This window comes from Streptomyces sp. SAI-135 (assembly GCF_029893805.1).
Lineage (GTDB): Bacteria > Actinomycetota > Actinomycetes > Streptomycetales > Streptomycetaceae > Streptomyces.
Genome location: NZ_JARXYP010000002.1, coordinates 5,754,553 through 5,767,660, shown reverse-complemented (window position 1 = coordinate 5,767,660; position 13,108 = coordinate 5,754,553). Strand labels below are relative to the sequence as shown.

The window sequence follows — 13,108 nt, the reverse complement described above, 5'->3', positions numbered from 1 at the left end:
CTGCCGTACCCTCGACCCATGTCGCTCTACGCCGCCTACGCCGGCAACCTCGACGCGCGGCTGATGACCCGCCGTGCCCCGCACTCGCCGATGCGCGCCACGGGGTGGCTCAACGGGTGGCGGCTGACCTTCGGGGGCGAGCACATGGGCTGGGAGGGCGCCCTCGCGACGATCGTCGAGGACCCCCTGTCCCAGGTGTTCGTGGCGCTCTACGAGATCGCCCCCGCCGACGACGAGTCGATGGACCGCTGGGAGGGCGTGGGCCTGGACATCTACCGCCGCACACGCATGCGGGTCCACACCCTGGAGGGTGAGGAACAGGCCTGGACGTACGTCCTGAACGGCTACGAGGGCGGTCTGCCCTCCGCCCGCTACCTGGGCGAGATCGCGGACGCGGCGGAATCGGCGGGCGCGCCCCACGACTACGTCATGGAGCTCCGCAAGCGCCCCTGCTGAGCGAGGCCGGACCGCGATTGGTTGGAAACGACAAGACAACGATCGCCATCCCGTCAGCTCTGTCATCTACGCGCGTAGGCACGAACCGGCTACCCTCGTCCGCGTGAACGCATCTCTTCTTCCGGACGACATCCAGGGCGACCCGCACGCCGCCGCCGACGCCGCCGCCGCGCGCCTGCGCGAACTGACCGGCGCCGAGACCCACGACGTCGCCCTCGTGATGGGCTCCGGCTGGGCACCGGCCGTGGACGCCCTCGGCGCCCCCGACGCCGAGTTCGCCGTCACCGAGCTGCCCGGTTTCCCGCCGCCGGCGGTGGAGGGACACGGCGGCAAGATCCGCTCGTACCGGATCGGTGCCAAGCGGGCCCTGGTCTTCCTCGGCCGCACCCACTACTACGAGGGCCGGGGCGTGGCCGCCGTGGCCCACGGCGTGCGCACCGCGGTCGCGGCCGGCTGCAAGACGATCGTCCTCACCAACGGCTGCGGCGGCCTGCGCGAGGGCATGCGCCCCGGCCAGCCGGTCCTGATCAGCGACCACATCAACCTCACGGCGACCTCCCCGATCATCGGCGCGAACTTCGTCGACCTGACCGACCTGTACTCCCCCCGCCTGCGCGCCCTGTGCAAGGAGATCGACCCCACGCTGGAGGAGGGCGTCTACGCCCAGTTCCCCGGCCCGCACTACGAGACCCCGGCCGAGATCCGCATGGCCCGTGTCATCGGCGCGGACCTGGTGGGCATGTCGACGGTCCTCGAGGCGATCGCCGCGCGCGAGGCGGGTGCGGAGGTCCTGGGCATCTCCCTGGTGACGAACCTCGCCGCGGGGATGACGGGCGAGCCCCTGAACCACGAGGAGGTTCTCCAGGCGGGCCGTGACTCGGCGACGCGGATGGGCGCACTGCTGGCGCAGGTGCTCGGCCGCATCTGAAAGACCGCCCAGGGATGTGCCGGGTCGGGTCGTCGGGCGGGTACAGGTGCGTCGTGGCCGGTCGCGCAGTTCCCCGCGCCCCTGGGGAGGTGCAGTCACCCGAGCCACGAGGGACCGTCGGCCAGCTCACCCGCCGGTGGGGAGGCGGGTGCAGGCCGGCGGGGGCTGGTCGCGCCGTTCCCCGCGCCCCTGGGTGGGACATGTGGACGCTCGGCCCCACCGGACCGCGACGGGCCGCCGCAGGCATGCAGGGGCGCGGGGAACTGCGCAGAACGCCCGCCCCCACCGAACCCGCAGACCGACCGACAACGAGAGGCTGACCGAACCGTGCGAGACGACCTCACCGCCCGGGCCACGACCTGGCTCGCCGAGGACCCCGACCCGGACACCCGCGACGAGCTCGCGCGGCTCATCGAGGCCGGAGACGTCACCGAACTCACCGCCCGCTTCAGCGGCACGCTCCAGTTCGGCACCGCAGGTCTCCGCGGCGAACTCGGCGCGGGCCCCATGCGCATGAACCGCGCGGTCGTCATCCGGGCCGCCGCCGGCCTCGCCGCGTACCTCAAGAAGCACGGCAGCACCGACGGTCTCGTGGTCATCGGCTACGACGCCCGCCACAAGTCCGAGGACTTCGCGAAGGACACCGCGGCCGTGATGACCGGCGCCGGCCTGAAGGCGGCCGTCCTTCCCCGCCCCCTGCCCACCCCGGTCCTCGCGTACGCCATAAGGCACCTCGGCGCCGTGGCCGGGGTGGAGGTCACCGCCAGCCACAACCCGCCCCGCGACAACGGCTACAAGGTCTACCTCGGCGACGGCTCCCAGATCGTCCCGCCCGCCGACGCGGAGATCGCCGCGGAGATCGCCGCGATCGCCTCCCTGCACGACGTGCCGCGCCCCGACGCCGGCTGGCAGACCCTCGACGACAGCGTCCTGGACGCCTACCTCGCCCGCACGGACGCCGTACTCGCCGAGAACTCCGCCCGCACCGCCCGCACCGTCTACACGGCGATGCACGGAGTCGGCAAGGACACCCTCCTCGCCGCGTTCGCACGGGCCGGCTTCCCCGCCCCGGAGCTCGTCGCCGAGCAGGCCGAGCCCGACCCGGAGTTCCCCACCGTCGCCTTCCCCAACCCGGAGGAGCCCGGCGCCATGGACCTCGCCTTCGCGAAGGCGAGGGAGACGGACCCGGACCTGATCATCGCGAACGACCCGGACGCGGACCGCTGCGCGGTGGCCGTGAAGGACGACGGCTCCTGGCGCATGCTCAGGGGCGACGAGGTCGGTTCGCTGCTCGCCGCCCACCTGGTGGCCCGCGGAGCGCGCGGCACCTTCGCCGAGTCGATCGTCTCCTCCTCCCTCCTCGGCCGGATCGCCGAGAAGGCGGGCCTGCCCTACGAGGAGACCCTCACCGGCTTCAAGTGGATCGCCCGCGTGGAGGGGCTGCGCTACGGCTACGAGGAGGCCCTCGGCTACTGCGTGGACCCCGAGGGCGTACGGGACAAGGACGGCATCACCGCGGCCCTCCTCATCACGGAGCTCGCCTCCGAGCTGAAGGAGCAGAACCGCACGCTGCCCGACCTCCTCGACGACCTCGCCGTGACGCACGGCCTGCACGCCACGGACCAGCTCTCCGTCCGCGTGGAGGACCTGTCGGTCATCGCCCGGGCGATGAAGCAGCTCCGCGAACACCCGCCGACCGAGCTCGCGGGCCTCGCGATCACCAGGGCCGAGGACCTCACGCAGGGCACGGACAGGCTCCCGCCCACCGACGGCCTTCGCTACACGCTGGACGGCGCCCGGGTCGTCGTCCGCCCGAGCGGCACCGAGCCCAAGCTGAAGTGCTACCTGGAGGTGGTCGTCCCGGTGGCCACCCACGCCGGCCTCCCGGCGGCCCGCACCAAGGCGACCGAACTGCTGACCGCGATCAAGCGCGACCTGTCGGCGGCGGCGGGCATCTGATCCCGGGGCCGGTCCGCCGCTGAGCCCGCCCGGAACGGCCGTCGCTGAGCAGTCAGCGGCGGCCGCCGCCCGCCCGGCTCATCCCACGGCTCCGCACGGCACCCCGGAAGCCGTCACCCCACAGCCGCGAGGATCGCCAGCAGCACCGCCCCGGCCACCGCCGGCCCCACGATCTCGTAGGCCCACCGCACCGAGACCTCGCCCTGGGAGCCCTTCGCCTTCCCCCGGGCCTCCAGCAGCTCGCGCAGTTCGTCCATGATCTTGTCGGTCTCGGCCCGGGTCGGCCCCTCCGGGACGGGCGTACGACCGCCGAGGCCGTCCGCCTGCATCCCGCCGCCGAACAGGCCGAGGCCCCTGGTGGAGCCGCGGGCGTCGGAGGGCCGGGCCGCCTGCCGGGCCGTCTGGCGCGCCGCCTTCTTGCGGCCGCGCAGGGAGACCGGGATCGACCACAGCTGGTACTTGGTGCCGGACTTGACGAACACCTCGTTGGAGTAGCCGGAGCGGAACATCTCGACCTGGCCCCACGGCACGACGATCACGCGGAAGGGGTTGCGGATGCGCAGCCGGTCGTCGTTCGCGAAGACGGCGGGCCGCAGGGTGAAGGCGATCACCAGCGGCACGAGGAGGATCAGAACGGCGAGGGCCAGCCAGGGCGTGTCGCCGGATCCGGAGAAGACGGCGTCGATGCCGAGCCAGCCGATGATGACGAGGAGCAGGAACCCGCCGATCAGCGCCATGGGTGAGCGGTAGATGCGGTCCCTGGACTCGGGGGGTGCGGTCGTCATGAGGCCGATCCTAAGCGCCGTCCGGCTCCCTGCCCGTGTGCGGGTGCCCTCAGAACCCGGTCTCCGGGGTGTACAGCCGCTACGCGCGTAGATATGCTCGTCTGGTGACCATGCCCACCACTGCATCAGCCGCACACCCGCTCACGGACGTGACCGCGTCCGACAGCACGCTGCGCCGGTTCCTTCACGGGCTGCCCGGCGTGGACGCGGTCGGCCTGGAGGCGCGTGCCGCCTCCCTCGGTACGCGTTCCATCAAGACCACCGCGAAGGCGTACGCCATCGACCTCGCCATCTCGATGGTCGACCTGACGACGCTGGAAGGCGCGGACACCCCGGGCAAGGTCCGGGCGCTCGGCGCCAAGGCGGTCCGCCCCGACCCGACCGACCGGACGACCCCCGCCACGGCGGCGGTCTGCGTCTATCCCGACATGGTGGCCGTCGCCAAGGAGGCCGTCGCCGGTTCCGGCGTGAAGGTCGCCTCGGTCGCCACCGCGTTCCCGGCCGGCCGCGCCGCCCTGGACGTGAAGCTGGCCGACGTGCGCGACGCCGTGGCCGCCGGTGCCGACGAGGTCGACATGGTCATCGACCGCGGCGCGTTCCTCGCGGGCAAGTACCTGAAGGTGTACGACGAGATCGTGGCCGTGCGCGAGGTCTGCGGCACGGCCGCCCGGCTCAAGGTCATCTTCGAGACCGGCGAGCTGTCGACGTACGACAACATCCGCCGGGCGAGCTGGCTCGGCATGCTGGCCGGGGCGGACTTCATCAAGACGTCCACCGGCAAGGTCGCGGTCAACGCCACCCCGGCGAACACCCTGCTGATGCTGGAGGCGGTGCGCGACTTCCGTGCGCAGACCGGCGTCCAGGTGGGTGTGAAGCCGGCCGGCGGCATCCGTACGACCAAGGACGCGATCAAGTTTCTCGTCCTGGTCAACGAGACCGTCGGCGAGGACTGGCTGGACAACCACTGGTTCCGCTTCGGCGCCTCCTCGCTCCTGAACGACCTGCTGATGCAGCGTCAGAAGCTGGCCACCGGCCGCTACTCCGGCCCCGACTACGTGACGGTGGACTGATCACCATGGCATCTGCATCCGCATTCGAGTACGCACCGGCGCCGGAATCCCGTTCGGTCGTCGACATCGCCCCCTCCTACGGCCTGTTCATCGACGGCGAGTTCGTGGAGGCGGCGGACGGCAAGGTCTTCAAGACCGTCTCCCCGTCCACCGAGGAGGTCCTGTCCGAGGTCGCCCAGGCGGGCGGGGCGGACGTGGACCGCGCGGTCGCGGCCGCCCGCAGGGCCTTCGAGAAGTGGTCGGCGCTGCCCGGCTCCGAGCGCGCCAAGTACCTGTTCCGGATCGCCCGGATCATCCAGGAGCGCAGCCGCGAGCTCGCCGTCCTGGAGACCCTGGACAACGGCAAGCCGATCAAGGAGACCCGCGACGCCGACCTCCCGCTGGTCGCCGCGCACTTCTTCTACTACGCGGGCTGGGCGGACAAGCTGGAGCACGCGGGCTTCGGCAGCGCTCCCCGGCCCCTCGGCGTGGCCGGCCAGGTCATCCCGTGGAACTTCCCGCTGCTGATGCTGGCGTGGAAGATCGCGCCCGCGCTCGCCACCGGCAACACGGTCGTGCTCAAGCCCGCCGAGACGACCCCCCTGTCCGCGCTCTTCTTCGCGGACGTCTGCCGCCAGGCCGGCCTGCCCAGGGGTGTCGTCAACATCCTTCCGGGCTACGGCGACACGGGCGCCGCGCTCGTCGCGCACCCGGACGTGAACAAGGTGGCCTTCACCGGCTCCACCGCCGTCGGCAAGGAGATCGCGCGCACGGTCGCCGGCACCCGCAAGAAGCTCACCCTCGAACTGGGCGGCAAGGGCGCCAACATCGTCTTCGACGACGCCCCGATCGACCAGGCCGTCGAGGGGATCGTCAACGGCATCTTCTTCAACCAGGGCCAGGTCTGCTGCGCGGGCTCCCGGCTGCTGGTCCAGGAGTCGATCCAGGACGAGCTGCTGGACTCGCTCAAGCGCCGGCTGTCCACCCTGCGCCTCGGTGACCCGCTCGACAAGAACACCGACATCGGCGCGATCAACTCCGCCGAACAGCTCGCGCGGATCACCTCGCTCGTCGACAAGGGCACCGCCGAGGGTGCCGAGCCCTGGTCCCCGGAGTGCGAACTGCCCTCCTCCGGCTACTGGTTCGCCCCGACGCTCTTCACGAACGTCACCCAGGCGCACACCATCGCCCGCGACGAGATCTTCGGCCCGGTGCTGTCGGTCCTCACCTTCCGCACCCCGGACGAGGCGGTCGCCAAGGCGAACAACACGCAGTACGGCCTGTCGGCGGGCATCTGGACGGAGAAGGGCTCGCGGATCCTGGCCGTGGCCAACAAGCTCCGGGCCGGGGTCGTCTGGTCCAACACGTTCAACAAGTTCGACCCGACCTCGCCGTTCGGCGGGTACAAGGAGTCGGGCTTCGGCCGCGAGGGCGGCCGCCACGGCCTGGAGGCGTACCTCGATGTCTGACCGACTTTCCGTGCTCAAGACCTACAAGCTGTACGTCGGCGGGAAGTTCCCGCGTTCCGAGAGCGGCCGGGTGTACGAGGTGACGGACTCCAAGGGCAAGTGGCTGGCGAACGCACCGCAGTCGAGCCGCAAGGACGCCCGTGACGCGGTCGTGGCCGCGCGCAAGGCGTTCGGCGGCTGGGCCGGCGCGACGGCGTACAACCGCGGCCAGGTCCTCTACCGCGTGGCGGAGATGCTGGAGGGCCGCAGGGCGCAGTTCGTCCACGAGGTGGCCGACGCCGAGGGCCTGTCGAAGTCGAAGGCGGCCGAGCAGGTCGAGGCCACGATCGACCGCTGGGTCTGGTACGCGGGCTGGACCGACAAGATCGCCCAGGTGGTCGGCGGCGGCAACCCGGTCGCGGGCCCGTACTTCAACCTGTCGTCCCCCGAGCCGACGGGCGTGGTGGCCGTGCTGGCCCCCCAGGAGTCGTCGTTCCTGGGCCTGGTGAGCGTCGTCGCCCCGGTGATCGCCACGGGCAACACCGCGGTCGTGGTGGCGAGCGAGAGGTCCCCGCTCCCGGCGCTGTCCCTGGGCGAGGTCCTGGCCACCTCGGACGTCCCGGGCGGCGTGGTCAACGTCCTCTCGGGCCGTACGGCGGAGATCGCGACCCCGCTCGCCTCCCACCAGGACGTCAACGCGATCGATCTGGCGGGCGCGGACGAGGTCCTCGCGAAGGAGCTGGAGATCGCGGCGGCGGACAACCTGAAGCGGGTCCTGCGTCCACAGCCTGTGGACGACTGGACGGCGACGCCGGGCATCGACCGGTTGACGGCGTTCCTGGAGACGAAGACCGTGTGGCACCCGACGGGGTCGCTCGGCGCGTCCGGCTCGGCGTACTGACACCGGGCCGCGACACCACGGAGCCGCGCCTTCCCTCCGTCCGGGGAAGGCGCGGCTCCGTGCCGAAGGGGCCGCGGGTCCGGCTCAGTTGCCGGTCAGGCCCGTGACCAGACCCACCACCGGCATGCTCCCGATCGACTGGGCCTGCGCGACCGGCCCGGTCACCGCCTGGGAGGTCAGCGGCTGGAAATCCGCCAGTTGGGTCCCCAGCCCGTTGTCCAGCGGGTCCACGCCCGTGCCCGCCAGCGGGTTCGGCTTGAGGCCGGCGACCGGGCCGGTGACGTAGCCGACCGTGCCGGTGAGGGAGCGCAGGCCGGCCTGGGGGTCGATGTTGCCGAGCGAGGTGGGCCGGGTGTGCAGCACGTCGACGAGCGGCTCGGAGTCCGCGGCGGCCGCCCCGGCGCCTGCGCCGAGAGCGACACCCGCGGCGGCGAGAGCGGTGAGCGTGCGCTGGGCGGTCGGGTTCGCGTGTCGGGCCATCGTTTCTGCCACCTTTTCCGTGCACTGGGTAAGCGTGTCGACACGAAGGGTAGTTGACGTGTGACGCGCGCTTCAAAGCCAACCCGCGGGGTCGATGAACAGCAGGTGAATGCCCCACACTGGTGTCCCGTGAGTTCCCAACCGCCCATACCGACGCGAGTCGTGCTGCTCTGCGGCCCCTCCGGCTCCGGCAAGTCCCTTCTCTCGGCCCGTTCCGGTCTTCCGGTCCTCAGGCTCGACGACTTCTACAAGGAGGGCGACGACCCGACGCTGCCGCTGGTGGCGGGGAGCTCCGACATCGACTGGGACCACCCCGACTCGTGGGACGCGGACACCGCGGTGGCCGCGATCGTCGATCTGTGCCGCACCGGGCGCACGAAGATCCCGGTCTACGACCTCTCGCTGAGCGCCCGCACCGGCGAGGAGGCCGTCGAGATGGGCCGGACCCCGCTGTTCATCGCGGAGGGCATCTTCGCCGCCGAGATCGTCACCCGCTGCCGGGAACTCGGTGTGCTGGCGGACGCGCTGTGTCTGAGCCGGGGGCCGGTGCGCACGTTCCGGCGCCGGTTCCTGCGGGATCTGCGCGAGGGCCGCAAGTCCGTGCCGTTCCTGCTGCGGCGCGGCTGGCGGCTGATGCGCCGGGAACGCTCGATCGTCGCCCGCCAGACCGCGCTGGGCGCCCACCCGTGCGACAAGGACGAGGCGCTCGGCCGCCTCGCCGCCGCGGCGGCGGGCCGCAGACCGGCGGCGACACCGGCGGCCTGAACGCGAACGGCTCCTTCTCCGTCGTAGGACCGGAAAACGGTCACTGCGGGAAGGGAAACGATGCCGACGGCACGGCTGGTCATGACGGTGGCGACGCTGATGGTGGTTCTCGGCTGCTCGTCGGGCGGCGAGGCCGCGGGCTCCTGCGCGGGGGTGGTGACGTACGAGGACCGCGACTATCTGCCCACCCCGGGCGACGACGAGGTCGCCGTCGCCGAGGGCACGACCGGCGCGTACCTCGTCGAGGGCAGGGATCCCGCCGAGGCCATCGCCGTCGGTGACACGCCCTCCGGGGCGAGGCTGATGGAGATCCGCTGAGCACACACGAAAGCGGGACTGGACGGACCCCCCGGCCCTCCAGTCCCGCTTCTCGGTGCTCCCCCGTGATCCCCGTCGGTCCCCCCCCACGGGTACCGGCCCCCCAGCCGGTACCCCTGGTCCCCCGTTCCCTTGCTTTCCCCCCACCCTCAGGCGACGAGCTCCCCGAAGGCGTTCTCCTCGTCACGGCCGAAGCTGAGGACCTCGTCCTCGCGCAGGCGGCGCAGGGACCGCCAGATGCTGGACTTCACCGTGCCGACACTGATGTCGAGGATCTCCGCGATCTCCGGGTCGGTGCGGCCCTCGTAGTAACGCAGGACCAGCATCGTGCGCTGGAGTTCGGGGAGCCGGGCGAGCGCCTGCCACAGGACCGCGCGCAGTTCGGTGCCGCGCATCGCGTCCGTGTCGCCGGGCGTCTCCGGCAGTTCCTCGGTCGGGTATTCGTTCAGCTTGCGGCGGCGCCACGCGCTGATGTGCAGGTTCGTCATGGTGCGGCGGAGGTAGCCCCCGACCGCGGCCTTGTCACTGATCCGGTCCCACGCCTTGTACGTCGAGAACAGCGCGCTCTGCAGCAGGTCCTCGGCCTCGAAGCGGTCCCCGGTCAGGTGGTAGGCGGTGGCGTACAGGGAGGCGCGGCGCTCCTGGACGTAGGCGGTGAACTCCGCCTCCGACAGCGAACGACGCTCCCCCGAGCCCTCCCTGTACGACGATCCCCCGTGCGATTCCCCCGTGATGGTGTCAACCACCGACATGTACCCGGTGTGCTGACGCCCGGTGCCGCGAGCGCACCCCCGCCCGCTCACGGCACCGGACTTGTCGGAACCCCGGGTCACGTCGTGCAGCCGCGTGACCACTGCGCTGGTGCTGATGCCGTGCAGCGTGTTCATCTCGCGCCCCCCGTCGTGGACTTCCGGTGTTCGGTCTCTCGGGCGGTGCTGCCTTGCCCGTGCCGAAAAGATTGCCCTGTCACCTTCATGGCCGTGTCCGCCGACTGTCACAGACCTGTCACAGGGGCCCCTCCCAGGAATTGCACAGCGGACCCACGGACGAGTGCCGTACGGACTGCCGGGTCCCACAGGTCGTACCGCACCCCCTCCATGGGCCAGAATGAGCCCGTGCCTTCCCTGTTGCTGATCGAGGACGACGACGCCATCCGTACGGCCCTGGAGCTGAGCCTCACGCGCCAGGGCCACCGGGTCGCCACCGCTGCCACCGGTGAGGACGGCCTCAAACTGCTGCGTGAGCAGCGGCCGGACCTGATCGTGCTGGACGTGATGCTGCCCGGCATCGACGGGTTCGAGGTGTGCCGGCGCATCCGGCGCACCGACCAGCTGCCGATCATCCTGCTGACCGCGCGCAACGACGACATCGACGTGGTGGTCGGCCTGGAGTCCGGTGCCGACGACTACGTCGTCAAGCCGGTGCAGGGCCGCGTCCTGGACGCCCGGATCCGGGCCGTGCTGCGGCGCGGGGAGCGGGAGTCGAACGACTCGGCGTCCTTCGGCTCGCTCGTCATCGACCGCGCGGCCATGACCGTGACGAAGAACGGCGAGGACCTCCAGCTCACCCCGACCGAGCTCAGGCTGCTCCTGGAGCTGAGCCGGCGGCCGGGCCAGGCGCTGTCCCGCCAGCAGTTGCTGCGGCTGGTGTGGGAGCACGACTACCTCGGTGACTCGCGCCTGGTCGACGCCTGTGTGCAGCGGCTGCGCGCCAAGGTCGAGGACGTGCCCTCGTCCCCGACGCTCATCCGTACCGTGCGGGGTGTGGGCTACCGGCTGGACACGCCTCAGTGACCGAAGCGCAAGGGGGGCTCCGCGGCTGGTTCGCGGCGCGCAAGGGTGTGTGGTCACGGCTGCGCTTCACCAGTCTGCGGCTGCGTCTCGTCGTCGTCTTCGGCCTGGTGGCGCTGACCGCCGCCGTCTCGGCGTCCGGGATCGCCTACTGGCTCAATCGCGAGGCGGTGCTCACCCGCGCCCAGGACGCGGTGCTGCGGGACTTCCAGCAGGAGATGCAGAACCGCGCGGGCGCCCTGCCCGAGGACCCCACGCAGGACGAACTCCAGCAGGCCGCGGGGCAGATGGCGGGCAGCAGCCAGCGCTTCAGCGTGCTGCTGGTGGCCTCCGACGCCGACGGCAGGACGGTGTACGGCAACTCGGGCGCCCTGGACGGCTTCACGCTCCAGGACGTGCCCGTGTCGCTGCGCGAGGCGGTGAACGAGAAGCAGGAGGTCGACTCCGCCAACGAGTACGCCTACCACCTGTACTGGCAGCGGACCGTCGACCACGACACCCCGTATCTGGTCGCCGGCACGCGCGTGATCGGCGGCGGCCCGACCGGGTACATGCTCAAGTCCCTGGAGCCCGAGGCCAAGGACCTCAACTCCCTGGCCTGGTCGCTGGGGATCGCCACCGGGCTCGCCCTGATCGGCTCCGCGCTGCTCGCGCAGGCCGCCGCGACGACCGTACTGAAGCCGGTGCACCGGCTGGGGGTCGCCGCCCGGCGGCTCGGCGAGGGACGTCTTGACACCCGGCTCAGGGTGTCGGGCACCGACGAACTCGCGGATCTGTCACGGACGTTCAACTACGCGGCCGAGGCACTGGAGAAGCGGGTCGAGGACATGGCCGCACGTGACGACGCCTCCCGGCGGTTCGTGGCGGACATGAGCCATGAACTGCGCACTCCGCTCACCGCGATCACCGCGGTGACGGAGATCCTGGAGGAGGAGCTGGAGGCCGAGTCCGGCTCGATGGACCCGATGATCGAGCCGGCCGTGCGGCTGGTGGTCAGCGAGACCCGCCGGCTCAACGACCTGGTCGAGAACCTGATGGAGGTCACCCGCTTCGACGCGGGCACCGCCCGGCTGGTCCTCGACGACGTCGACGTGGCCGACCAGATCACCGCGTGCATCGACGCGCGGGCGTGGCTGGACGCGGTGGAGCTGGACGCCGAGCGCGGCATCCACGCCCGCCTCGACCCGCGGCGCCTGGACGTGATCCTGGCCAACCTGATCGGCAACGCCCTCAAGCACGGCGGCTCCCCGGTGCGGGTGGCCGTGCGCGCGGCGGACGACGAGGTGGTCATCGGGGTCCGCGACCACGGCCCCGGCATCCCCGAGGACGTCCTGCCCCATGTCTTCGACCGCTTCTACAAGGCCAGCGCCTCCCGCCCCCGCTCCGAGGGCAGCGGCCTCGGCCTGTCGATCGCCCTGGAGAACGCCCACATCCACGGCGGCGGGATCACCGCGGCGAACTCCCCCGACGGCGGTGCCGTCTTCACCCTGCGGCTGCCCCGGGACGCCTCGGCGCTCGCGGAGCAGCTCACGGAGGCCACGAAGGACGACGACGGGGCGAAGAAGGGGGAGGCGTGAGGCACCCGCGACGACGTACGGACGGGGCGGGGGCGCCGCGTTCCGGGCGGAGGATGCCGCGCCTGCTGGCGCTGCCCCTGCTGGGTCTGCTGGTCGCCGGCTGCGGGATCCGGCCCACCGAGGTGCCCACCGACTTCGGCCCCGCGCCCTCACGGGTGCGGTGTTCGCTGTCCGAGCCGGACGCCTCGGAGCAGGCTTCGCACGGGCTGGCCGTGCAGGTGTTCCTGTTGTGCGGGGCCTCGCTGGTGGCCGTCGACCGGAGCCTCAGGGTCCCGGGCGGGACCGCCGACTCCGAGCGGCGGGTGCTGGTCGCGCAGGGGCTTCTCGACCAGCTCGCCGAGACACCGTCGGCGGCCGAGCGGGAGGCCGGGTACCAGACGTACGTGCGCGGCGGCATGACGGTCGGGGGGCCGCGGCCCAGGGACCCCGAGGACACGCTCCGGCTGAGCACCGCGCCCACCGAGCTGTCCGCCTACGCCCTCGCCCAGGCGGTGTGCACCCTGTCCGACTCGGCCGCGGCCGAGGGCGACGGTTCCGTGATCCTCGGCGGCCCCACGGCCGCACCGCCGCGCCGCTACGACTGCACGGACGAGGTCCGTTCCCAGCCGGGCAGCCACCAGCCGCCGTCGACCGAGGTGACGGGCGGCTGACG

Annotated in this window: 14 protein-coding genes; 11 read left to right on the top strand and 3 right to left on the bottom strand. The window is 71.9% G+C overall.

Features of this window, described 5'->3' with window-relative positions; all coding sequences use genetic code 11:
• Positions 1-18: 18 nt before the first annotated feature.
• The 3 genes from M2163_RS30755 to M2163_RS30745 all read left to right on the top strand — a co-directional run bounded on the left by M2163_RS30755 (position 19) and on the right by M2163_RS30745 (position 3,343).
• A complete protein-coding gene (locus M2163_RS30755; protein WP_053850908.1) occupies positions 19-456 on the top strand; it encodes a gamma-glutamylcyclotransferase in 438 nt (145 codons plus the stop codon).
• A 103-nt stretch (positions 457-559) separates the two neighbouring features.
• Positions 560-1,384 carry a purine-nucleoside phosphorylase gene (locus M2163_RS30750; protein WP_280895599.1) on the top strand — a complete coding sequence of 275 codons (825 nt, stop codon included), beginning with the start codon at positions 560-562 and terminating at the stop codon, positions 1,382-1,384.
• Positions 1,385-1,711: 327 nt separating this feature from the next.
• On the top strand, positions 1,712-3,343 hold the full coding sequence (locus M2163_RS30745; RefSeq protein WP_280849645.1) for a phospho-sugar mutase: 1,632 nt from the start codon (positions 1,712-1,714) through the stop codon (positions 3,341-3,343).
• Positions 3,344-3,456: 113 nt separating this feature from the next.
• On the opposite strand, the gene M2163_RS30740 is transcribed toward M2163_RS30745, so the two are convergent.
• Positions 3,457-4,128, bottom strand: a complete 672-nt coding sequence (locus tag M2163_RS30740) for a PH domain-containing protein (protein ID WP_280849647.1) — start codon at positions 4,126-4,128, stop codon at positions 3,457-3,459.
• A 110-nt stretch (positions 4,129-4,238) separates the two neighbouring features.
• On the opposite strand from M2163_RS30740, the gene deoC reads away from it, so the two are divergent.
• Genes deoC through M2163_RS30725 form a run of 3 tightly spaced genes read left to right on the top strand, consistent with a single transcriptional unit; the run spans position 4,239 to position 7,526 of the window.
• The gene (gene deoC / locus M2163_RS30735) at positions 4,239-5,198 is read left to right on the top strand and encodes a deoxyribose-phosphate aldolase (protein WP_280897341.1); all 960 of its coding nucleotides are present in this window, start codon (positions 4,239-4,241) and stop codon (positions 5,196-5,198) included.
• A gap of 5 nt (positions 5,199-5,203) precedes the next feature.
• Positions 5,204-6,646: an aldehyde dehydrogenase family protein gene (locus tag M2163_RS30730; RefSeq protein WP_280895598.1), complete on the top strand. Its 1,443-nt coding sequence runs from the start codon at positions 5,204-5,206 to the stop codon at positions 6,644-6,646.
• Complete coding sequence (locus tag M2163_RS30725; RefSeq protein WP_280895597.1) at positions 6,639-7,526, top strand: aldehyde dehydrogenase family protein; 888 nt, start codon at positions 6,639-6,641, stop codon at positions 7,524-7,526. Before M2163_RS30730 ends, M2163_RS30725 begins: the two co-directional genes overlap by 8 nt.
• Before the next feature lie 84 nt (positions 7,527-7,610).
• Here M2163_RS30725 and M2163_RS30720 read toward each other — a convergent pair whose 3' ends face one another.
• Positions 7,611-8,006: a hypothetical protein gene (locus M2163_RS30720; protein ID WP_280849650.1), complete on the bottom strand. Its 396-nt coding sequence runs from the start codon at positions 8,004-8,006 to the stop codon at positions 7,611-7,613.
• A gap of 105 nt (positions 8,007-8,111) precedes the next feature.
• On the opposite strand from M2163_RS30720, the gene M2163_RS30715 reads away from it, so the two are divergent.
• Together M2163_RS30715 and M2163_RS30710 are read left to right on the top strand one after the other, a co-directional pair.
• A complete protein-coding gene (locus M2163_RS30715; protein ID WP_280849651.1) occupies positions 8,112-8,771 on the top strand; it encodes a uridine kinase in 660 nt (219 codons plus the stop codon).
• A 60-nt stretch (positions 8,772-8,831) separates the two neighbouring features.
• Complete coding sequence (locus M2163_RS30710; RefSeq protein WP_280849652.1) at positions 8,832-9,089, top strand: hypothetical protein; 258 nt, start codon at positions 8,832-8,834, stop codon at positions 9,087-9,089.
• Positions 9,090-9,238: 149 nt separating this feature from the next.
• Here the strand turns inward: M2163_RS30710 and M2163_RS30705 are convergent, their stop codons facing one another.
• A complete protein-coding gene (locus tag M2163_RS30705; RefSeq protein WP_280849653.1) occupies positions 9,239-9,976 on the bottom strand; it encodes a SigE family RNA polymerase sigma factor in 738 nt (245 codons plus the stop codon).
• Positions 9,977-10,204: 228 nt separating this feature from the next.
• Between M2163_RS30705 and afsQ1 the strand changes: the two genes are divergently transcribed.
• Genes afsQ1 through M2163_RS30690 form a run of 3 tightly spaced genes read left to right on the top strand, consistent with a single transcriptional unit; the run spans position 10,205 to position 13,106 of the window.
• Positions 10,205-10,882 (top strand): two-component system response regulator AfsQ1, encoded by a 678-nt coding sequence (gene afsQ1 / locus M2163_RS30700; protein WP_053851936.1) that lies wholly within the window; start codon positions 10,205-10,207, stop codon positions 10,880-10,882.
• Positions 10,879-12,456 (top strand): HAMP domain-containing sensor histidine kinase, encoded by a 1,578-nt coding sequence (locus tag M2163_RS30695; protein ID WP_280849654.1) that lies wholly within the window; start codon positions 10,879-10,881, stop codon positions 12,454-12,456. Before afsQ1 ends, M2163_RS30695 begins: the two co-directional genes overlap by 4 nt.
• A gap of 53 nt (positions 12,457-12,509) precedes the next feature.
• Positions 12,510-13,106, top strand: coding sequence for a hypothetical protein (locus M2163_RS30690; RefSeq protein WP_280895595.1), 597 nt, complete (start codon positions 12,510-12,512; stop codon positions 13,104-13,106).
• The last annotated feature ends 2 nt before the right edge of the window (positions 13,107-13,108 follow it).